We start from the raw sequence: 21,534 nt of genomic DNA on the forward strand, positions 1-21,534 counted from the left end.
GATAAAGGGACCGCCTCCCGGAGGCGGTCAAGTCTTTGTCTGCACATCGTTTTTGCCGGAGGCTGTTCACGTGCCTTGGAGGCTGATGACGGCAACCCTTTGATCTGGCGCCAGATTTCCGGGAAGCTTCACGTGAAGAATGATGAATTCAGGCCGAAGCTTGGCAAAATCGGCTCGCAGGGCTCGAAGGCAGGAAAGCGCTTCGCCGGCCAGGTCCGGGCGGCGATCAACCGAGCCGGCGGCAAACCCCGTCGTGGCGGCCGCTTCACAGGAAGCCGGGCAGGGCGTGGTGGCGCTGCTGCGGCGCTGCTCAAATCACGCGATCGCTACGCCGCCTTTCGGCTGCGACGTGTCGTCGTCAAGGCACGGGTCGTCAAACTGGCCGGCAAGGGTTCGGACGGAGCGCGCGCACACCTGCGCTACCTCCAGCGCGACGGCGTCACCCGCGATGGCGAGTCTGGCCAACTCTATGGTGCTGACAAAGATCGGGTCGATGGCAGAGCCTTCCTCGATCATGCCGACGGCGACCGGCATCAGTTCCGTTTCATCGTCGCTGCCGAAGACGGCATTGGGTATGACGACCTCAAGCTACTGACCCGGCGCCTTATGGCGCAGATGGAAGAGGACCTCGGCACGAAGCTCGACTGGGTTGCCGTGGACCATTTCAACACAGGTCATCCGCACACCCACATCATCGTCCGTGGCAAGGATGATCGTGACGAGAATCTGGTGATCGCGCGCGAGTACATCTCCTCTGGTCTGCGAGAGCGGGCGGCCGAGCTGGTGAGCCTCGACCTTGGTCCGCGCACGGATCGCGAAATAGAGCAGCGCCTGCGCCAGGAAATGGAGCAGGAACGCTTCACCAGCATCGACCGCCAGCTGCTACGCAATCGAGATCACGACGGACTTGTTGCGCCGGATGGGCGGGATGCATTTCGCCAGACGTTGCAGCAGGGACGCCTGCGTAAGCTCGAGCGGATGGGTCTTGCGGCGGAAATCAACGCGGGCCGCTGGCGCCTGGACGATGAGCTCGAAGCAACACTGCGCCGGTTGGGCGAGCGTGGCGACATCATCAAGACCATGCATCGTGAACTGACTGGCCGGGGGCCTGCTCGCAGTGCCGCAGACTATGTTGTCCATGATCGGCCGGGACAAGAGACCCAGCCTATTGTCGGGCGCGTTGTCGCGCGCGGACTGAGTGACGAGATCAACGACCGGCATTACCTCATCGTCGACAGCCTGGACGGTAAAAGCCACTATATCGACATCGGCAAAGGCGATGCCAACGAACCGACCCCTGACGGCTGCATCGTCCGGGTCACACCTCGGAATACTGAGCCCAGACAGGTCGATCGCACGATCGTCGACGTCGCGGCGGTGAACGGCGGCCGCTACAACAGCGATATCCATCTCAGGCACGATCCATCAGCCACCGAACGCTTTGCCGAGACCCACGTCCGTCGGCTTGAGGCGATCCGCCGTGCCACCGGTGGCCTGGAGCGAAAGCCGGATGGCACTTGGATCATCGCGCCGGACTATCTGAAATGCGTTGCGGACTACGAGCGCCAGCGGGCAAGGGCCGAGCCTGTTATGGTCGACAAGCTTTCTTCATTACCATTGGAACGGCAGGTCGGCTTCGACGGTGCCACCTGGCTCGACAGTGAGCTGGTTTCCGACAAAGCGGAGCCCTTGCGCAATTCTGGCTTCGGACGCGAGGTACGGGAGGCACAAGCCCGTCGGCGCCAGTGGTTGATCGCGCAAGGGCTAGCGCACGAGGAGCAGGACCGGATCGTCTGTCGCGCCAACATGCTGGCGGTCCTGCGTCAGCGCGAGCTGAACCGCGTTGCCGGTCAACTGTCGGACGAATTTGGACTGTTGTATTCCGAAGCGAAGCTTGGAGTTCGGGTAGAAGGCACGCTGCGCCAATCGATCGAACTTGCCAGCGGCAAATTTGCCGTCATCGAGAAATCGCGCGAGTTCACCCTCGTGCCATGGCGGCCGGTGCTCGACCGTCAAATTGGCAAAGACGTCTCTGGCATCATGGGGCGGGAGGGGATTTCATGGACCATCGGCCGGCAGAGGAGCGGGCCGAGTGTTTCGTGATATGGCTGCACGGAATCTTCGTCCAAATGTGCCTGCAGGGTGCTCCGTCGAGAGTTTAATGATTAGCCGGCCAATTTAATGGGGATGGAAGTAATGAAGGCTTAAGCGACTGATAAGGCAACATTATCATTCGTTTTGTCTTGCCGACAAGCTGTGCGTTTTTGGCCGAAATTGATGGCATAAAGCGCACCGCCGCTTTACCCTGGAAAGCATGATTCGCCTCGATCCAGCGATCGCTACGTCCGTCCTCACGCCGCCCACCGTTCCGGCCTGGGCGCTAGGCCGGGACGCGCCCAGTGACGCGGCCGCCGCCTTCCAGGCGGGAGCCGCACTGGCTTCGCTGGACACGCTTGCCCGCGCGCAACCTGCTTGGGCCGGCGCCTGGCGCCAGCGGCTGGCGCTCAACTGTGCCGCCGCCTCGATGCGGCTCGCCGGCCGCGCCGAGGATGAAGCCGCGCTGCGCGATGCCTGGCAGCTTTGCCCGGCCGGCGCCGATCCGGGTCCGGCCGGCACCATTTTTGGCGCCTGGCGCCAGTTGGTGCTGCAGCCGCCGGCGGTCAGCGCCGATCGGCTGGCAAAAGTGGCCGAGATGCTCGGGCTCGCCTGGGACAATGAGGCTCTCACCGACCTCTGCGCGCAGATCGAGCAACTGGCGGGCTCCCAACGCCCGGCGCCGTTCGCGGCGGCGGCGATCGCCACTCACGTCGTCGCCATGCGGCCCGATGCCGAGCTGTTTGCCTGGTGGCTCGCCGACCTGGTGCTGGCGCGGGACTTGCGCTGGCCGCGGCCGTTGCCGCTGTTGATAGCGCGGGCTTTTGGCCCGGTCTTCCGCGCCGAGGCCGGCGGCGGCACGCGCATCCGACCCGGGCAAAAGGGTTTTGAGCGCGCGGTCTGCGTCGCGCTGGTTCAGGGAGCGGCCGAGGCTTGTCGGTTGGCGGCCGAGTTGTCGCGCCGCGCTGAAAAACTGCTGGCGGTGGCGCCAAAACTGCGCGCCAAGGGCGCCGGCGACGTGATCGTTTTGCTCCTGAATGAAGATGCCGTGGCCGGATCGCTTGTGACAAAGAACCTGTCGCGCTTTGCGGCGCGGCGGCTGTTCGAGCGCCTCCAGCACCTCGAGGCCGTGCGCGAGCTCTCCGGCCGTCCGACCTTCCGGCTGTTTGGGCTGTAGCGATGAGCCAAGCCTCCGTCCGCCGCAAGATAGACGATCAGCCGGCGTTGCTGGACACCGAGCTGGAACATCTGCCGCCGGAACTGCGCTGGCGCGAATGGATGGGCCGCGTGGAAGCGGTGATCTTTGCCGCCAGCGAGCCTGTGCCGCGCGAGGTGCTGGCGCGGGTGGTGGGAAAAAACTGCAATCTCGACCTGGTCATCGACGACATCCGCGCCGAGCTCGCCGGCCGCCCCTACGAGTTGGTTTCCGTCGCCGGCGGCTGGCAGCACCGGACCAAGAAACTCTTTGGCGACGCCATCCACGCCGCCTTCGGCACCCCGGCGGGGCAGGGTACAAAAGAGCTGACGCAGTCGGAGGCGCTCGTGCTGATGTGCATTGCCTATTTCCAGCCGATTACGCGTGGCGAGCTGTCTTCCTTCTTCGGCAAGGAGGTGTCGCGCGACCTGATCGGCGTGCTGCGCGGCCAGGACCTCATCGCCTCGGGGCCGCGCAGCCCGCAGCCCGGCGCGCCCTATACCTATGTGACAACCAAAACCTTCCTGTCGCAGTTCGGGCTCGACACGCTGCGCCAGTTGCCGGATTTTGAGGCGCTCGAGGACGCGGGCCTGCTGTCGAAGGAGAAGCTCCTGGCAGGAGACACCTCTCTGGGGTTCATAGGAGCACAGTCGGATAAGAGCGATATTTTTTTCTGACGGTTAGCGCCGATAACAGATGCGCATGACAGCCATCGGCGCCATCTTTCATCGCGGACAGAACACCTATTGCAAAACGATCAGTATCGGGCGGTACTGAAGCGGGAAAGGGGAGTGCTTCGAGTGATTGCTTTTGAAAGGCTTCGACAAAAGAGAGTGCGCTCTGCGCCCAGTAATCTCCCCCCGGCACTCCGAGAGATTATCGATTACCGCAAATCCGGGCTGAGCCTTAATCACATTGTAGGCTGTCCTTTGGATTGCGGCTACTGCGTCAGGCACATCTTCGCAAACTACGAGATGAAACGCCCTCACCTGATCGTGGACGATGAGGTGGCGGTTGAGCAACTGGTCGGTCATTGGGCGTTCGTGCCGCATCGAACACCTCTGCAGATATTCAACCGGGCGACAGACCCATTTCTCCCCGGTGTCAAAGATCATCTCTTTGCCACTTTGAAGCAGATCGATGATCGTGGTCTTTCAAACCCGGTGCTCGTGATCACCAGATGGGAAATCGATGCCTCGGACGTGGCTTGGCTGGAGACGCTAAGGAATGTCAAGCTGACGATCCTGGTGACGTGGTCGGGGATCGACAACGACAGGATCGAACCCGTCTCGTCACGCATCGCGGAACGATCGCTTGAGGTCTTGCGGAGCGCGGCCAGCCGAACGAAAATCGTGCTGTATTGGCGGCCGTTGATAGCGGGATTGAACGATACGTTTGCCCATCTGCAGCACGCGCGCGCACTCGCGCAGTATGCCGATGCGACCGTTTTTACCGGTTTGTTTTTCAGGGAGGAAATCCGGGAACATTTCCGGGCTGCCGGAATCCCTGACCTTTACCAGGAAGTTGCTCGGCGCAAAATCCTTCCCAGCTCGGTCGAGCGGCGCGTGCTTCGCGCGTTTGAAGGTGTCCCGATATTTCGCAAGACCTCGTGTGGCGTTGCATATGCCCACGGAACGGCGGATTACAACGGTCATTTCGGGATAAGCGAGATCTGCGATATCTGTCCCAACGACCAACGAGCACTCTGCGGCAAGGCGCATCGCCGCCCAGATATTGATGAGGTGCGGAAACTGGCGGAAATGGTCAACCTACCAACCGACAACGCTCTAGTGACGGACCGGGCCGTAGAGGTGAGCGGCAGCACCGAGTATCAGCGCTACTTCATCCAACACGCGTTGAACTACCAAGTGCACGATCGCGCCCAACCTCATCGACCATATCGTCACGGCAGAGCGGAGGTCGGTTGGGAATGAGTTCGGACCGATATTGGGTCATAGATGTCGAAGGCAACGGCGCCTCCCCCCCGGAGATCGTGGAATTGGCCATGATAGAGCTCTCAGCGCTGGTGCCGACCGGAAAGCAATTCCATTGGCTGGTGAAGCCTTCGCAGCCCATCCAACCAGCGGTGACCAGGATCCATGGGCTTACAGATGATGACATCGCCGATGCGCCGGAGATTGCAGACATAGCCGATGAAATTCTGACTTGGACTCAAAATGGGAGGATCATAGGTCACAATGTCCGTGTCGAGTTGGAGACCATCCAGCGCGAGATTCCGGAGTGGAAACCGGTCGCCGCGATAGATACGCTCAAGCTGGCTCGGTCCTTGAAACCGGGCCTAGATTCCTATGGCTTGGAAAAGCTCGGTTCATTCTTCGGGCTTATCGATGAGGCCGCCCGGCGAACGAACCGCAAGCATCATTCCGCCCTCTTTGATGCGATGCTTACCGCGCTGATCTTTGCTGACCTATTGATGCCACTGGAGCAAAGCGCGCGCGAGGATTGCCTTCGCGACGCCGATGTCCTCTTTAGCCGACAGAGCAGCTTCTTATGACACGAACCGTCGTGAAAATCGGGGTAGCAGGAACACACTCGACCGGAAAGTCCACTTTCCTGGAGAGGCTTAGGTCTCGGTTGTCTGATGGTGGGTACAAGACCGGACAAATCGAAGATCTTGCAGCGCGCGCCCGCGCCCGGGGCTTTCCGATTCTGACCCAACACACGTTCGAAAGTACACTCTGGATCATGGCAGAGGGTATGAGGCTGGAAGCTGAAGCCTCTCTGAATGAAGATGTTATCTTGATCGACAGGCCGGTCTTCGACGCTCTGGGCTATCTTCAAGCTGCGTTGCAGATTTCCGGCCGATCGCTTCCTCCTCGGCGAGTCGAAGAGCTGCAGACCATCGCCGCCGCTCACGCTGGCGACTACGACATCATTCTCCTTACGGAACTCGATCCAAGCATTCCCCTTGGCGAGGGTCGAGATGAAAATCAAGCATTTCGTATTGCGGCTGGCGAGCACATCGCAGCGATCGCCGATAGATTTGGGTTGCAGCCACTTCGTCTCACCTCTGGAAATGCAGATGAGCTCCTGGAGACTGTTTACGGCATGATCATCAAAAGTCTCCCGCAGGCACAGATCTCCTGCCATTGCTGCACAGAGTGACAGCACCAACGCCGCCACATCCATTTTAGTAGGTCCTAGTCACTTCTGGCGCCGGCCAAACGTTTAATCTGAAATCATGCCGCTCTGGGCGAGCCGTCAGTAGCGCTTCTGAGTATTGCGTTCGGGCAACTGAATAGCCGGCGGCGTCAATCCATTCGATGCCGTCGTCGCGGACTACAGGGCGCACATCATAGGACCCGCGCCGACCGTCCGTTGCCGTGAGCCGGGCTGCGCTTCCCCGTACGGCCTCTGCAGCATCTCCTTGCCTCACGAGCGTCCTTTGCCATTCAAGGAACCGTTGCGGATCGATCAGCGTCTCAGCGCCACGATCGTAGCCTTCTTGTGCGAGCCATGCTTCGAATGCCAAACGTCTCGCCGCCGCCTCCTCGCGGGTCTGCGCTATCCCTTGTGCGAGAGCGAATGCGACGAAGGGATCGAGCGTGCCCCAGCGCAGAAGTTCGCGGAACCAAAAACCTACCCACGGCAAGCGGGTCGTCGCTCGCCATGTATCGAGAGTGGGCGTTTCTAGACCGGCCGCATTCTCGCCCCAGGCTCGTGCCACCGCTGCACCAACTGCAACTCCCAGCTTAAACTCGATGTTGTCAGCGACAAAGCGTTGCCAGGAGCGTAAGCGCTCGGCCTCCGGGGCTTGAGAGCTGGGTAGCTGCATCCACCAGCCCATGATGCCGCGCCAATTCGCAAGCGAAGCTTGATCGTTGACGGTGTCTCGCACGCGGAAGCCAATCCCGGGCTCCGCCCGGACGCGCTCTCCGAGACGGATGAAAAGTGCGAATTTTTGTTCTGTTGGCCACGCGCCATACTCGACTGCTCCTTGCAGCTCGGCGATCAGCTGAGGTGCCACAAGTTCGAAGCGCCGTCCGATATAAGGCGTGAAGCCGTACTGGTACAGCCGTTGACGCTGCTCCGTGTTTGGGTAGAGCCGCTCAACAAAGGCCCGTCCCCGCCTCACGAAGCTTCGTTCCAACCAAGCCTCTTCGGCAGCGGCAACGCGGGCGAATGTTCGTTGCCACAGGTCCTGCAACAGCGCCTCGGTTCGCGCCCCATCCAAAACCTGCTGGTCCGCCCGAGCGAGTTCTTCGATCGCGCTGAGCAGGAACCCGTCCAGCTCGTCAAGACTGTCGCCGAGCTGATCCGCCGGAATGCGCGATGCGACGCCGAGATTGGCGCCGGCGCCTTCAGGCAGTGTCGCTTCCAGCCAGGAGAGAAACTGTTCTTCCGTTCGAAGTCCGGATTGCGCCGCAGCCTTTTGCCAGATGGAGCGCAGGAGTACGACAAGCGGACTGTGCACAGGACCGGCCGCTTGCTCCGCCTGAAGTCGGCCGAGCAGATTGTTATAGTCGGCCTCTGCTCGCCGGATTTGACGCGATTGCTCTCTGCGCTGGCCGCGCGCGGTGGTCGAGACAGCTTCCGGGAGCGCCACCAGCGTCATGCCCTCGATCGACTCCGCTGCGCCCGGCCGACCCGCACGGCCCGCCAAGTTGCGGAACTCAGCAGTCGACATTGGCACTACGATCGGCTGACGAGCTTGGGCGTCGTAGCTGCGACGCTCCAGGCTGGTCAGGAATATGATGTCGAATGGCAGATTTACTCCTTCCGTCAGCGTTGCCGTGGCGATCGTGACCGGACAGATCCTGCGATCGATAAGGTCGGTCATCAGCCGCCGCAGGCGCTGTGGCATCTGACCATGACTCGTCGCGATGCCGCGATCGAGCAGGCGGAGTTCGAACGACTGCTGGCCACAATAATCGATGCAAGCTGCACGGGCTTCCTCAAAGCGCGCCTGCCCCTCGGCGTCGATCGGCGGGACGAAGGGCGGGACAGTTTGCCATCCGGGAAGGTCAAACGCCTCGACATAGCGTTTCATCAAGCGCTCCGGCGATTGAGCGACCGAAATCAAAACGCGCCGGTTTCCCTCAAGCAGGTGCAGCGCCGTCCACAAAACATACAACTCGTTGTAGTGCGGCAAGCTGTTCCGAATACCGGCTGCAGGAAGCGGCATGGCTGGGAGGCGTAGCGGAAGGTAGACTGGCGCGTCTCGTCCTCGGACATAGAGCGGCTGACCATTCACGATATCGAGGACGGCTTCAGGCGCGCGTCGTGGATTTACCCGCAGGCCGCCAATCAGCTGCCGGCTGCTGCGATAACCCAAGCCAACCGGCATGGCGTCTGCACGCCCCTCTATCCATCGAGCAACGGGACCCGCCGCGCCGCCAGCGACCGCGGTCAAGGCTATTCGCGCCATTCCCGGCTTCACCGAGAATAGTCGCGATACCATTGCCTCCAGTCGCATCGCTCGGCTGGTGTGGGCGGCGAGCGCCTCCTGCGCGTTGGCGTCATTCTCGCTGACGACCTGATGTGCCTCGTCAAGGATGAGCAGTCGCAGCCGCTGGACCAGCAGGTGACCCACATAGCGCATCAACGCCTCGGCCTTCTCGACCGTGGCGATCAGTACCACTGGACGGTCAGCGGTGAGCCAGTAGTCGGTGATCCCCCAGTCGGCACCGCCGTAGAGCCCTGTCACAATCAGGTCGCTACCCAACTCTGCCGTCAGCTTTGCTTCCACCTCGCTCGCCAGCGCACGTGAGGGAACTAGGTAAAGCGCAAGTGGTGCGGCCCCTGGTTGTGTGTCAACCAAAAGGAGTTCCTTCACGAGGGCCAGATTGGCAACCAGAGTCTTGCCTGAACCGGTCGGAGTGCAGAGTGCAAAGCTGTTGCTCGTGATGAGGCGTTCGAGACCTTGAATCTGCGACGTCCACAACACACCTCGACCGCGAGCATACTGCTCACGCGCGAACCTCCACATCCGCGCTTGCAGTCCCGGTACGTTTGCCGTCAGTCGCGAGACGCGGCCATGAAGGCTGTTGTCGGAATACCGCTTTGCGGTCGCCTCGATCAGATTGATCAGTATCCATAATTCGTCGCTGGCGAGGCGTGTCGCCAATGCGCTCAGGCCCGACAGTTTGTTCGCCGCATGCTCGATCCGGGAACTATTGCCTCTGCGGAGACTGTCGCCAATCAGACCGACAGCGCGCACCAATTCGACCACGACATACCAGCCAATCTTGCTCGCGGGGGGCGCGGGTGCGCCCGCGTCCCGATCGTCTGGCGCGCGAGCAACCTCGACGCCGTCCTCGGCCGGTTCGTCGCTCTCAATGTCCGCCTCGTCCTCCGCTACAAGGAGCGGGCCCGAGCCGTCCCGCCCCGTAAGCGCGGGGTTGTCTCTCCAGAATGCGGCAGAACGCTCGAGCAGACGGTCAAAGTCGGTACTCAAAAACGCAGCGAAGATTTCTGCAACACCCCGACCGTACCCCCCCTGACGCAGCAGACTTGTCGCCATCGCGGGCAGGCCAGCCAACTGATAGGCGCCGGCAGCAAGCAACCCGACGGGCACGTCGCGGGTGACTGAGTCAGACGATCGTGCCAGCCATTCGAGTAACTCGGCGGCACGTCGGTAGCATCCGAGCGCGTCCACTGAGCCTTGTCCCTCTATCTCCCGGAAGATCCCTGCGGCATGTAGCAGCCGACGAGCATCGTCGAACTGCTCATGTGACTCGCTCTGGGCCCACCCGATAGTTGGCACGTGCCAAGAGTTCTGCAGACTTCGAACGAACAGACGCGCCTGTGCCGGCGTCAGCTCGTTTTCGGCGGCCCGGCCAAGGCGGATATTCATCGCCAGTTCGCGACGCTGTTCGTCGAGCCGAGCCATCATCGATTATTCCATAGAGACCGATAGATTTGCTCGATGAGCTCGACGCCGCCCTCAAGCACCAGCTCGACGACCTGCAGTGGCCGCCCAGCGGTATATTCCGGCGGCGGCGCCGCCACCGGAAGATAGGCTTGGCCCGCGCCTCTCCGCGCTGCCCGATTGCCGGCGACGAAGACCAGATCGGTTCGAGGAAGAGGTGCTGCCCCGATCAGCAGGGCCCGATCGAGAGACACGATCGCTTCTGCATACTCATCGCGCGCCTTTTCGCAAAGTAGTCGGTGCATTTGCTCAAGGCCTTGTGGCGCCGGGAGGCCACGGTTCATTTCATTCCAAACGCCGTCGTTGCTTCGCACTCTCGCCCCTGCCGGGCCAGTCCAGCTGCCAAGCATCATGTCGTTCATGGCACTCGGCGTGAGCGCAGCGCGCCACTTCGCCTCCCCGGCAATGAACCGTACGACCTCACCACTGACCGGATCAATTCCAAGCGCAATGAAGTCATTCCCATGACGTCCGGAAACCTCGCGAACGCGAGCCGGGTCGCGAGCCAGATCAAATATGTAGGCCTCCACTTCGGCATGGTACCGGAACAGGAAGATAGGAATCGTCCATTGGTGGCCGCCGATGAACCGATAAGCTTGGGTCATCAGACCGGCCATTACCTCACCGAACAGTCCTTTTTTCGCGGTCGCTGGGAGGCAGCTCGGATACTGTGCATCCGCGCCTGGGCCATCCGCGTCTGGATGGAGGTCGATTCTGGCGGCACGATGAAAGACTTCCCGGGCGTCGAGGTGAGCGGACTCGAAATACGGGCGCAACTCCTCGACGACAGTGTTGTCATTTGCGACCGCCTGTTCGAACAGCAGGTGTCCATAGTTTCCGTTCATCTGCGCGGCCCCTCGGAGCCAGCGATTAAGAAGAGGCATTGGCGGCGGGTAATTATGCAGCATCGGATATTCGTCCGCCCAGCCCGATCGTCGTAATCTCGATCCGCCCCAAATCAAGCACGTCACTGACGGTCACGGCTGCACCTGATACCGGCCATCTCGTATGCGCTCGCATCCCTAAGATCATTCCCTCCAGTCAGGCGCAGGATCTCGGCGACATAGTCTTTTGTCAGCAGGGTTTCCACGCCGGCCTTGACGGCATCATCGAGGTAAGAGATGCCGTCGGTCCCATCGCTCAGCCCTCTGGCGCTGGCTACGGCCATCTCGGCAAGGCTCGTCGCTGTCGGATGGAGAATGGTCGCGCCGATTCGGGTATAGATTACCGTCGCGATGCCTTCGAAATTCGTTAGGCTCTCGATGATGATACTGTTGGGCGTCGGCTGCTTTGGTGGCGCATAGCTTTTGGTCGATCCAACTTCGTGTAGTTCCCTTCGGTAAAGGCGGTCGGCCGCCTCTTTGGCATCGAGCTCGACCACGAGTATCTCGGCTTTTACCGGGCAGCCGAGTTCGCTAGGGACCAGCGTTGGCGCCCCTTTTCTTGTTCGACTCTGCCGCGCGAACTCCACGGGAAATGGCGTTTGACTGGCAATGCGCGAGGTGATGAAAGGCTCGATTTCGTCACCAGGATCGCCGATCAGCGATCCATACGCCAATATGCCGACCGTCCCGAGCATGCTTTCGGTACCTCCTGACCGCCCGCCGTCCTTGATCAACGGCAATCTGCCGTCTATATTTATGGCAAGTTGCCATTTGCAGCAAGGAGGCTGTCATGTCGATCGCTATCGTCGAGGAAGTCGCACGAAAGCTCGGCGGCCAGAGCGTGCTTGGCCGGGTCGTGCGTTCGCAAGCCGACCTGGCCTTGGCCGTGCGCAATAGGCTACCGCTCTCTGCCCTTCGGGGGCTTAGCCAGGCCGGAATGTCCGAGCAGGAAATTGAGACATTTGTGATCCCGCAGCGCACCCGCCGTCACCGCGCGGACAAGCAGCAGCCATTGACCGTGGATGAGTCGGATCGCGCTGTCCGGCTCTTGCGAGTCCAATCTCTGGCCGAGCAGACCTTCGCTGATCAGGAGAAAGCGAACCGCTGGCTTCGTCGGCCGCTCCTCGAACTCGGCGGTGAGACGCCGCTCGTGGTGGCGCAAACCGAAGCCGGCGCGCGTGTCATCGAGACCATCCTCGGCAAGATCGCTTGGGGCGCCGCTGCCTGATGTTCCTCTGGCGTTTGTCGGGCAAACAGTATGCTCAGGCACTCGACGGCGGCTATGGTCTTCACTTTGACGGACGCTGGAACACTGTCGGCCATGCGGTCACTTACTGCGCGACGTCTCCTGCACTCTGCGTTCTCGAGAAGCTCGTTCATGTCGAGGACCCGGCGCTCCTGCCGGAACTTGTCATGGTCACGTATGAGCTGCCAGATTCGGTAGCGATAAAGGACATTAGACTCCCGGATTTGCCGCCGAACTGGCGTCGTCACGAGGCCTGGAGTCAAGACAGGGGAGACGAATGGCATGGGGGACGCTCCACCCTGTTGTTACGCGTACCTTCGGCCATTGTGCCGGTAGCTAATTCACCGGACGTAAATGTGTTAATAAATCACAGCCATCCGGCTGCGGCCGACGTCCGAATCGTTGGCCAGGAACCCTTCTCACTCGATCCCCGACTGTTTTGAAGGCGTTGACGCACAAGACACGACTTGATCCTCCCATTTGCGAGCCTTCGTCGTGATAGTGATGGAAATCGGCGGGCACTTCTTGTTTTTCTCCCTCATCTGAGGCAGAAAAAGCGGAACTTTGGGCGATTCGAGGATTCGATGACGACACCTTCCCCGCTAGTTCTGTCGCAGCCCGATCAGGTGATTGGGCGTCTTCAGGGGCTCGGCCTGACGGAAGAAAACCTACTGCACGCTGCGCGCCGCTGGCATGTAGCCTGGAGTGGATTCACGGCGAACCACCCGCCGTTCGGAATCGGCATCGCAGCTTGGATGGAGGCGGTGGCGGCATTGCGCGAGACGACTATGCCCTTGGGCTGGGTGCGATCAGATGAGCGCAACTATGCACTTGTGATCAGCCCCGACGGCGCGATGGCAATCAGTGTTGCCACCGGCGACGCCGGAACCGGCCGGCCTGATACCAGCCCGAGCAACAAGGCCCCCAAAGGCGTCAGCACAGCTGATGCGATCTCGGTCAATCAAATCCAGTTGGAACTCGATTTGCCGGTGCCGGAACTTCCGTCATCAGATGACGATGGACCGCTGACCTGGTTCTTACTCCTCCACCGTGCACACGACGAAATTCGCTGCGAATTGTCCTTGCCTCTCGAGATGTCGCCCGATGGCAGGATCAGTCGCTGGAAAGAGCGGTTGATCCTGTCTTCGATCCCGCTCGATGGAGATATTATCGAGGTTATCGCACCGGAGGGGCCCGATCTGGATATCGACGTGAAGCGAAAGGCATGAGCACCATCGAGATTTTTAACTCGTCTCGATTGACATGGGCGCGGCGCCGCCGTGGCTTAACGAAAACGAAGCTCGCCGTCTCACTGGGCGTCGATCTGCGGTCAGTCTCCGCGTATGAGACCGGGGAATTCGCTCCGGAAGCGGACAAGCTGACCCGAATCGCGCGCGTGCTTAAGTTTCCCGAGAACTTCTTTTTCGGCGACGATCTCGAGGAGCCCGCATTCGATACCGCCAGCTTCCGATCGATGTCGAAGATGACCGCCTCACAGCGGGACACAGCGCTCGGGAGCGGCGCGATTGCGTTGCTACTCAACGAATGGATCGAAGGGCGTTTCGATCTTCCTCACGCCGATGTTCCCGATCTTGGGCGTGACGGCAGTCCTGAGGGCGCCGCAGAAGCTGTGCGGCGAGCTTGGGGCCTCGGCGAACTGCCGATCAAGAACATGGTTCACCTTTTGGAAGCGAAGGGCGTGCGGGTCTACTCGCTCGCCATCGACGCCGTTGAGGTCGATGCATTTTCTATGTGGCGGCAGGATCGTCCGTTCGTGTTCCTCAACACTTTGAAGTCCGCTGAGCATGGGCGTTTCGACGCGGCGCATGAGCTTGGACATCTCGTACTGCACCGCCATGCTGCGCCGAATGGTCAAGAGGCGGAGCAGGACGCCAATTCCTTCGCCTCGGCATTCCTAATGCCGGCAGCGAGCGTTCGTGCACACGCGCCTCGTTTCCCGACCATCGACAATCTTATCCGACTGAAGAAAATCTGGGGCGTTTCGCTCGCTGCCATCACATATCGTCTGCACAAGCTTGGTTTGCTGACAGATTGGCATTACCGCAAACTCTACATTGAGATCGCCTCGCGCGGATATCGCAAGACCGAGCCTGCCGAAGGGCCGCGGGAGGTCTCGCAAATCCTTCAAAAGGTCTTCGCAGCGTTGCGGGAAGACGGAATCGGGAAGCACGATATTGCTTGCGCCCTGAATGTGCATGCCGAGGACGTCGATGAGCTCGTCTTCGGTCTCGCCCTTACCGGTCTCAACGGATCCGGCCGTCCTCCCACGCCGAAACGTCGGCCGGAGTTAACGGTCGTATCTTCGCGGGAGTAAGTCGATGCTGGGCTTTCCTGAGGCGCAGGCCATCGAAGATCTTGCAGACCTCCTCTATGACTTCTTGCCGGGAAGCGGAAACAATCGCACGGCGTTTCCACTGGCAGCCGCGCAGGCCGGCGTCGGCGACTTGTGGGTTCCCGGCAGCAAGCGTCCGGCGATCGTTCAACTCCTCACCGCTACTCTAGAGCGACGCCGTCACCTGTTCACGAAGCTGATCATGTCGATTGTGCGCCAAGCGATGACCTATCGCCGTGGCAAAGGCAATCCGTTGACCCGTGCCGAGATCGAACGGCTGAATAGCGTGCTCCCGGGCGTCTCGTTCAAAATTCCCGAACTGCTGGATCGCGCGTTCCTTGAGAGTCTGAGCGGCACATCAGAGGTACGGCGCGAGCCGCAATCGGGCCCCCTCAGCGTAGAGCGGAGCAAGGTGCTCGCTTCACTCCTAATCGAAATCGGTCGTCTAAATCCCCAAGAGCGCGGCCTGCGTTTCGAGGGCTTCCTTAGTGAACTCTTCGGCGCCTTCGAGTTGGCGCCGCGCGGCTCGTTCCGGCTCGTTGGCGAGCAAATTGACGGGAGTTTTCGACTGGATGGGCAAACCTACCTTGTCGAGGCAAAGTGGCACGGACCGCAGATCGGCTTCGCCGACCTGATGACATTCTCTGGCAAGGTTGGAGGAAAAGCATCCTGGTCGCGCGGCCTGTTTGTGAGCAATTCCGGCTTTACCGCGGAGGGGCTTGAAGCGTTTGCGCGCGGCCGCCAGACCAATCTGATCTGCGTTGATGGCCTCGATCTTTATGAAGTGCTGGATGGCCGCGTGAGCCTAACCGAGGTATTGCGCCACAAGGACCGGCGTGCAGCAGAAACCAACCGGGCCTTCGTGCCGGTGCGCGACCTGAACCTAAGGCGAGCCTAGATGAGAAGGGCGAAAGGCTCCGCTCGTCACATGTTCCCTTCATCGAGACCTCATCATCATTGGCATTTTTCCGGGTGGATGCCCTATATTGAGGGGTAGTTGGCGTGGTCGGACGGTCAGCCGGCCACCGAACAAGAATACCTGCACCGAGGATATTCGGAGCAGCCCAGAAATTCGCCGAACCTGCCCCTCTTTCTAACGAGGTGGCCGCCACAGTTTTCTGTCGGGCATGAGGGCTTTGGCGCCTTGCTGCGATATTTCTGTTTCTTGAATTCCCAAGGATGGATGTTGTCCTTGAAGGCCCATATGCCTCGCTTTGCGCGTCTGGCCTCTTCGAGGGCATCGAGGTAACGCTGATCGGGTCCGTATCGCTCCAGAACCCAAGCCCAGCCATTGACGACCATCTCTAGCTCGATGTTTCTCGTCACGCGGAAGGGCGCCCCAAACGTTGTTATGACATGAGGGCGTGACGACGGTGTTCTGAACTCGCCGGCGGCGTAATCCAGCGTCAGATAGGGAACGCAGACGACACGGCCGTACGTGTCTACTGGCCGCCCGGTATTCATCTTCATCAAGATAGCAAGTTCGACCCACTTGCCGCCGATCAGGTCGGTGAGGAAATCCTTGGCTTCGCGGCCGCCGGGCTGTTCCATCTCCGGAGCATCGATGAATCCGAATCTTGCGGTTACCTCGATCTCGGCTTGATCCTTAGGGTTTCCTGTCACCTCGGAAACCCTGACCCGAGTTAGAAACCCGTCGCCGTCGAACACCTTCAGCACCGGAACCCTGACTGTGTCCGTTTGTGGATCCTCAGGCACAATGATGATGGGATCTACTTCTTGAGCCATTGTGTCGGCGGCAAAGGAAAACGAGACTATACCGTCCCCGTTCTTCGTTTCGGAAGAGCTAAATTAGGCCAAAATTCTGGATCCGGAGCGGGCGTTCTCGTCACCCTGGGGGCTCATCGAGCATTATCGGGCCAGAAGGGCCTATCCCTTAACAGTGCTCGCCGGAGCCGCAGAACGGACCTAGGGATATTGAAACGGACATGTTCGCTTTTTGTGCTTCGAAAGTCGCATAAAGGGCAGTCTGGAACTGGCGGAAAGACGGTTTCCTCGACCGGGATCTGTCAGCTTGCGACGGCGCTGCGCAGCAGCATGAGCTCGCCGATGTTTTCGATGATGATATAGCCGACCAAACGGCCCTTGCCATCCACCACACCGACGGCAGGTGCGGCTCCACTCTTCAGGTGTTCGAGCGCCCTGATGAGCTTATCATGGTCGCGCACCACCGGGATATTTGCCGCCATTGCCTCGATCACAGGAGTCTGACCGCCGTGCTGCTGCAGGCCGGTGACGAGCCCCTCCCGCGTCAGCACACCGCGCAGCACGCCGGCAGCATCGACGATCGGGAACTCGTGTTGCGTCGTGCGCAACAGGCCCTGTGCTGCCTCGTCGAGGGTCGCGGTCGCCGGCAGGCTTTCGAACCGGCTGATCATGACGTCGCGGACGTTAACGGCACGCGCCGCTGCCTCGAGCCCCATCGCCTGCGTTTCCGCAGTGGCGGCGAGGTAGACGAAGATGGCAACGAATATGAGCAGCACGTTGCCGGCGACGAGACCGATGAAGCCGAAGGCGAAGGCGGCGAACTGACCAACGGTCCCCGCAATCTCCGTCGCGCGCTGGCGGTTGTAGCGCGTGGCGAGCAAGGCCCGCAGCACACGTCCGCCATCCATCGGAAAGGCCGGAATGAGGTTGAACAGGACCAGCCATATGTTGACGGCAGCGAGGCGAGCCACGAACGCGACATGCGGGTTATCCATTGACATCAGCGCGTCGATACCGACGGCGGTCCCGAGCGCGACGACGAGGAAAGCGGCAATGACGACATTGACCAACGGGCCGGCGAGCGCCACGACGATCTCTTCCGACGGCTTCTCGGGTAGGCGCTCCAGCTCCGCGACGCCGCCGATCGGCAAGAGCGTGATCTTTGGAGTTCGGATGCCGTAGCGACTAGCGGCAGCGGCATGGCCGAGCTCATGCAATACCACGCAGGCGAACACGGCGCCGATGAAGCAGACGCCCTCGATCGCAGCCGACGTTCCACCCTCCTGGAAATAGGCGATACCGATCCAGGCAAGCAGCAGCAGGAAGGTCAGGTGGATGCGGATCTCGGTGCCGCCGACACGGAGGATCGGGTAGGACCACTGCATGGTGTGACTCCGTGGGGTCGGGAAGTGCCGGAGAAATAAGTACGAGCTATTCGCCGCGAAGGCTAGATTGTGAACTGCCTCCACTTAGAGCAGTATTGCAGTCTGCGTTACGGTGCCGTATATACAGTTGCAGCACAGGAGCGAGATATGGCCACCACAGTCCCGAGAAAGGAAACACCTGTCTCGATGCGATTCCGCGACGATGATCTGACGATCATCGATCGTGGCGCGGAACTGCTCGGCTTGTCGCGCACCGAATTCATGCGCCGCGCCGCATTGCACGAGGCGCAGGCGGCGATCCTCAACGAGACCGTCATCCGCCTCTCGCCCGACGCCTATGACGCCTTCATGCAGGCAATTTCCGCCCCGGCGGCCGCTCCGCCGCCGAAGGTGGCCGAACGGCTGCGACGGGCAGCACCCTGGAAACGCTAGGTGGCGCTTTCCGGCATTGAACTGCTCGGCAACACGCATCGGCTTGACGCTTTCGACTGCGGCAAGCCGGCGCTGAACGCGTGGCTCTCCGGCTTTGCCCGTACCAACCAGCAGCGAGGTTTCACCCGCGTTCTGGTCGTTCACGAGGACGGGGACGTTGTCGGGTATTATGGTCTTGCGCCAGGCGTGATCCAGCCGAACAGCGCGCCTCGGGCGATCCGCACCGGGCGGCCACCTGACCCCATCCCCTGCCTCCTGATTGGACAGCTTGCCGTCGATCATCGCTATGCTGGGCAGGGCATCGGCAGCGGCCTCGTGAAGGATGCCCTGCAGCGCTGCATCGCCGGGGCCGATATCGTCGGCGGCCGCGCAGTCGTTGTCCGGGCGATTGACGCCGAAGCGGAGCGCTACTGGCAGAGCTGGGGCTTCATCGCTTCGCGTGACAACCCATCCGTGCTTATGCGGTCAATCCAGGACGTGCGCCTCTGGATGGCGGACAAAGGGCCACTAGATTCGCGTCAATCGGTTCTTTAAGGCTCGAGTGAATCGCCCTCGCCGTCTCCAGTGTACCGCACGGAACGCATGGACAAGCCGGTTCCGACCACTCGGCGCAGCCAGCTTACCGATGCCGGTATGCCCGACAGACACCTGTGGTTCGCCCGCGCGTTAGCAAGAACGAGTCGACGAAAGATCGCGCGTCTAGCTGCACCGGAGCAAAAAGGTCTTTGCCGACGTCATTTCAGGGTGCGTTCGGCTCGGCCGCGGGGCAGGGCAGAAAAGAGCTGTCGCCCGTGGCTCTCGGCTGATGTGCTTTCCAGCCGATCACCCCAGCGTCGTGCTTCTTCGGCAAGAAGGTACGCAAGACCTGATCGGCGTGTTGCGCGCGCAGGATCTGATCGCCGCCGGGCCGCGCAGTCCGCAGCCGGGCGCGCCCTACACCTATGTGACGACGAGAACTTGTCTATCGCAGTTCGGGCTCGACACGCCGCGCCAGCTGCCGGACTCGAGGCGCTCGAAGACGCCGGCCTGCTGTCGAAGTAGAAGCATTTGGCCGGGGATACATCGGCTTGGTCGGGGAGGGCGACGGCGAAGACGGCGATCGAACGAGAGGCGTCGTTCAGGATGAGGCGCTCTGAACTGTTCGAAAAAGGGGTCACTACGACAACCAACTTAGGGCCACGCAACGGATCCAGCGTCAATGTCCTCTTCCATTGGGCTCGATCGTACGTGAGGAGTATTCCAGTTACCGCTGGCAGGCGCGATGCTTGATACATTTTCCAAACGGAGAAAGCACATGACGCCTACGAAACTACTCGTCGGCCAGATTGCTCTCGTATTTGCCATTGTCATTCTTGGCATGTGGACCGCGACCCAATGGTGCGCCCACACGCTGGACTATCAAGAGCAACTTGGAGCGCCATGGTTCGTGGCGGCTGGCTGGCCGATTTACAAGCCATGGCGACTGTTCGAATGGTGGTTCCATTTCGACGCCTACGCGCCCGAGGTCTTTGACCAGGCAGGTGCGCTTGCCGGTGCCAGCGGGTTCTTGGGCTGTGCGGCCGCAATCGCCGGTTCGCTCTGGCGCGCACGACAGTGCGGGCTGGTCACCACTTATGGCTCTTCACGGTGGGCCAAGACGCAGGAGATTGCGAAGGCAGGGCTATTTCGACCGACCGGCGTTTTCCTCGGCAAGCTGGAGGACCGATATCTGCGCCATAGTGGCCCGGAACACGTCATGGCCTTTGCCCCGACACGCTCAGGCAAGGGCGTTGGCTTGGTTGTCCCAACGCTCCTTTCCTGGACTGGTTCAGCTGTCATTCATGACATCAAAGGCGAGAATTGGCAGCTGACCTCCGGGTGGCGATCGAAGTTCTCATACTGTCTTTTGTTCAATCCGACCGATCCAAGGTCGGCGCGCTATAATCCATTGCTGGAAGTCCGCAAGGGCTCGGACGAGGTTCGCGATGTCCAGAACATCGCCGACATCTTGGTCGATCCGGAAGGTGCCCTGGAAAGGCGAAATCATTGGGAAAAGACTAGTCATTCACTCTTGGTCGGCGCCATCCTCCATGTGCTCTACGCCGAGGAGGAAAAGACGCTCGCACGCGTCGCCAACTTTCTGTCGGATCCGCAACGTTCTTTTGCCGCAACGCTGCAGCGCATGATGACGACGAACCATCTTGGAGCCGCAAACAAGCCTCTGGTCCATCCCGTCGTGGCTTCCGCGGCGCGTGAGGTGCTGAACAAGTCTGAGAACGAGCGTTCGGGTGTTCTCTCGACCGCTATGTCGTTTCTCGGTCTCTATCGCGATCCAACCGTGGCCGCGGCAACGTCGGTCTGCGACTGGCGTATTGCTGACCTCATGGATGCCCAGCGACCTGTGTCGCTCTACCTGGTTGTGCCGCCGTCAGACATCTCGCGCACCAAACCGCTGGTGCGACTGGTGCTGAATCAAATCGGCCGGCGGCTCACTGAGCGCCTCGAGGGCGATCCAAAGAAGAGCCGCAGGCATCAACTGCTCATGATGCTCGACGAATTTCCGGCGCTCGGTCGGCTGGACTTTTTCGAGACTGCGCTCGCCTTCATGGCGGGATACGGCATTCGCGCCTACCTGATCGCGCAATCTTTGAATCAGATATCCAAAGCTTATGGCGAGAACAACGCCATTCTCGACAACTGCCACGTGCGCATTGCCTTCTCATCCAATGACGAGCGCACGGCCAAACGTATCTCTGATGCGCTTGGCACTGCCACGGAACTCAGATCCATGCGCAACTATGCCGGCCATCGGCTGGCGCCCTGGCTTTCGCATGTCATGGTCAGCCGCCAGGAGACCGCTCGCCCGCTGCTGACGCCCGGCGAGGTGATGCAGCTGCCGCCATCAGACGAACTGGTGTTGGTTTCTGGGTTGCCGCCGATCCGTGCGAAGAAGCTGCGCTATTACGAGGATCAGAATTTCACCGAGCGAGTACTGCCTTCGCCGGTCCTGCACGACGGTTCCTACTGCGACTGCCCTGCCGCGCGTCCGGACGATTGGACTGGACAGCTGCGCAGCGTTGACTGCCGTCTAGCTGTCGACGACGAAAGTGTCGGAGCGGCAACTGACGACGAGGGCGGCGTTCAGCAGCAGCGTCATCCTGGTTTGCCGGAAGAACAGGCCGTCGTCGCCCACGAGCCCGACCAGGAAGATCTGTTCAAGCCCGTCGACGATGATAGCGAAGCACTCGCCGACAAGCGTGTCATAGACCGAATTTCCACCGCGACACGTGCCTACGGCATCAATGAGGGCAGGGGCGACGACAAGGACATCGTCCCCGGCTTCTGAGGC

19 protein-coding genes and 1 pseudogene are annotated in these 21,534 nt (G+C 60.8%); 15 read left to right on the forward strand and 5 right to left on the reverse strand.

Annotated elements, in window-relative coordinates:
• Positions 1 to 132 precede the first annotated feature (132 nt).
• The 6 genes from rlxS to QAZ47_RS14415 all read left to right on the forward strand — a co-directional run bounded on the left by rlxS (position 133) and on the right by QAZ47_RS14415 (position 6,415).
• Entirely contained in the window at positions 133 to 2,103 is a 1,971-nt protein-coding gene (gene rlxS / locus QAZ47_RS14390; protein WP_278233626.1) for a relaxase/mobilization nuclease RlxS, read from the forward strand.
• Positions 2,104 to 2,314: 211 nt separating this feature from the next.
• Positions 2,315 to 3,271 (forward strand): DUF1403 family protein, encoded by a 957-nt coding sequence (locus tag QAZ47_RS14395; RefSeq protein ID WP_278207412.1) that lies wholly within the window; start codon positions 2,315 to 2,317, stop codon positions 3,269 to 3,271.
• Positions 3,272 to 3,273: 2 nt separating this feature from the next.
• Positions 3,274 to 3,966, forward strand: a complete 693-nt coding sequence (locus QAZ47_RS14400; protein WP_278207413.1) for an SMC-Scp complex subunit ScpB — start codon at positions 3,274 to 3,276, stop codon at positions 3,964 to 3,966.
• Positions 3,967 to 4,089: 123 nt separating this feature from the next.
• Positions 4,090 to 5,223, forward strand: coding sequence for a radical SAM protein (locus tag QAZ47_RS14405; protein ID WP_278207414.1), 1,134 nt, complete (start codon positions 4,090 to 4,092; stop codon positions 5,221 to 5,223).
• Positions 5,224 to 5,294: 71 nt separating this feature from the next.
• Positions 5,295 to 5,804 (forward strand): 3'-5' exonuclease, encoded by a 510-nt coding sequence (locus tag QAZ47_RS14410; RefSeq protein WP_278207415.1) that lies wholly within the window; start codon positions 5,295 to 5,297, stop codon positions 5,802 to 5,804.
• On the forward strand, positions 5,801 to 6,415 hold the full coding sequence (locus QAZ47_RS14415; RefSeq protein ID WP_278207416.1) for an AAA family ATPase: 615 nt from the start codon (positions 5,801 to 5,803) through the stop codon (positions 6,413 to 6,415). The genes QAZ47_RS14410 and QAZ47_RS14415 overlap by 4 nt, the downstream gene beginning before the upstream one ends.
• 25 nt (positions 6,416 to 6,440) lie before the next feature.
• Here the strand turns inward: QAZ47_RS14415 and QAZ47_RS14420 are convergent, their stop codons facing one another.
• From QAZ47_RS14420 to QAZ47_RS14430, 3 genes are all read right to left on the reverse strand, one after another.
• On the reverse strand, positions 6,441 to 10,145 hold the full coding sequence (locus tag QAZ47_RS14420; RefSeq protein WP_278207417.1) for a DEAD/DEAH box helicase: 3,705 nt from the start codon (positions 10,143 to 10,145) through the stop codon (positions 6,441 to 6,443).
• Positions 10,142 to 11,026 carry an aminotransferase gene (locus tag QAZ47_RS14425; RefSeq protein ID WP_347566944.1) on the reverse strand — a complete coding sequence of 295 codons (885 nt, stop codon included), beginning with the start codon at positions 11,024 to 11,026 and terminating at the stop codon, positions 10,142 to 10,144. Before QAZ47_RS14425 ends, QAZ47_RS14420 begins: the two co-directional genes overlap by 4 nt.
• Positions 11,027 to 11,148: 122 nt before the next feature.
• Positions 11,149 to 11,760 (reverse strand): hypothetical protein, encoded by a 612-nt coding sequence (locus QAZ47_RS14430; protein WP_278207419.1) that lies wholly within the window; start codon positions 11,758 to 11,760, stop codon positions 11,149 to 11,151.
• A gap of 95 nt (positions 11,761 to 11,855) precedes the next feature.
• Between QAZ47_RS14430 and QAZ47_RS14435 the strand changes: the two genes are divergently transcribed.
• The 5 genes from QAZ47_RS14435 (at position 11,856) to QAZ47_RS14455 (ending at position 15,562) form a co-directional block, all read left to right on the forward strand.
• The gene (locus tag QAZ47_RS14435) at positions 11,856 to 12,293 is read left to right on the forward strand and encodes an antitoxin Xre/MbcA/ParS toxin-binding domain-containing protein (protein WP_278207420.1); all 438 of its coding nucleotides are present in this window, start codon (positions 11,856 to 11,858) and stop codon (positions 12,291 to 12,293) included.
• Positions 12,293 to 12,754 carry an RES family NAD+ phosphorylase gene (locus tag QAZ47_RS14440; protein ID WP_278207421.1) on the forward strand — a complete coding sequence of 154 codons (462 nt, stop codon included), beginning with the start codon at positions 12,293 to 12,295 and terminating at the stop codon, positions 12,752 to 12,754. Before QAZ47_RS14435 ends, QAZ47_RS14440 begins: the two co-directional genes overlap by 1 nt.
• Before the next feature lie 141 nt (positions 12,755 to 12,895).
• Entirely contained in the window at positions 12,896 to 13,540 is a 645-nt protein-coding gene (locus QAZ47_RS14445) for a hypothetical protein (RefSeq protein ID WP_278207422.1), read from the forward strand.
• The gene (locus QAZ47_RS14450; RefSeq protein ID WP_278207423.1) at positions 13,537 to 14,646 is read left to right on the forward strand and encodes an XRE family transcriptional regulator; all 1,110 of its coding nucleotides are present in this window, start codon (positions 13,537 to 13,539) and stop codon (positions 14,644 to 14,646) included. Before QAZ47_RS14445 ends, QAZ47_RS14450 begins: the two co-directional genes overlap by 4 nt.
• 4 nt (positions 14,647 to 14,650) lie before the next feature.
• Positions 14,651 to 15,562 (forward strand): restriction endonuclease, encoded by a 912-nt coding sequence (locus tag QAZ47_RS14455; protein WP_278207425.1) that lies wholly within the window; start codon positions 14,651 to 14,653, stop codon positions 15,560 to 15,562.
• 116 nt (positions 15,563 to 15,678) lie between these two features.
• On the opposite strand, the gene QAZ47_RS14460 is transcribed toward QAZ47_RS14455, so the two are convergent.
• Positions 15,679 to 16,410 carry a topoisomerase DNA-binding C4 zinc finger domain-containing protein gene (locus QAZ47_RS14460; protein ID WP_278207426.1) on the reverse strand — a complete coding sequence of 244 codons (732 nt, stop codon included), beginning with the start codon at positions 16,408 to 16,410 and terminating at the stop codon, positions 15,679 to 15,681.
• A 281-nt stretch (positions 16,411 to 16,691) separates the two neighbouring features.
• Entirely contained in the window at positions 16,692 to 17,774 is a 1,083-nt protein-coding gene (locus QAZ47_RS14465; protein WP_278207427.1) for a site-2 protease family protein, read from the reverse strand.
• 147 nt (positions 17,775 to 17,921) lie between these two features.
• Here QAZ47_RS14465 and QAZ47_RS14470 point away from each other — a divergent pair, with 147 nt between their 5' ends.
• The 4 genes and pseudogenes from QAZ47_RS14470 (at position 17,922) to QAZ47_RS14485 (ending at position 21,531) form a co-directional block, all read left to right on the forward strand.
• Positions 17,922 to 18,206, forward strand: coding sequence for a DUF1778 domain-containing protein (locus QAZ47_RS14470; RefSeq protein WP_278207429.1), 285 nt, complete (start codon positions 17,922 to 17,924; stop codon positions 18,204 to 18,206).
• Positions 18,207 to 18,740, forward strand: a complete 534-nt coding sequence (locus QAZ47_RS14475) for a GNAT family N-acetyltransferase (protein ID WP_278207430.1) — start codon at positions 18,207 to 18,209, stop codon at positions 18,738 to 18,740.
• A 172-nt stretch (positions 18,741 to 18,912) separates the two neighbouring features.
• Positions 18,913 to 19,247, forward strand: a pseudogene (locus QAZ47_RS14480) (segregation and condensation protein B); the annotation flags it as partial.
• Positions 19,248 to 19,500: 253 nt separating this feature from the next.
• On the forward strand, positions 19,501 to 21,531 hold the full coding sequence (locus QAZ47_RS14485; RefSeq protein WP_278207432.1) for a conjugal transfer protein TraG: 2,031 nt from the start codon (positions 19,501 to 19,503) through the stop codon (positions 21,529 to 21,531).
• The last annotated feature ends 3 nt before the right edge of the window (positions 21,532 to 21,534 follow it).

It is taken from the genome of Mesorhizobium sp. WSM4904 (assembly GCF_029674545.1).
GTDB lineage: Bacteria > Pseudomonadota > Alphaproteobacteria > Rhizobiales > Rhizobiaceae > Mesorhizobium.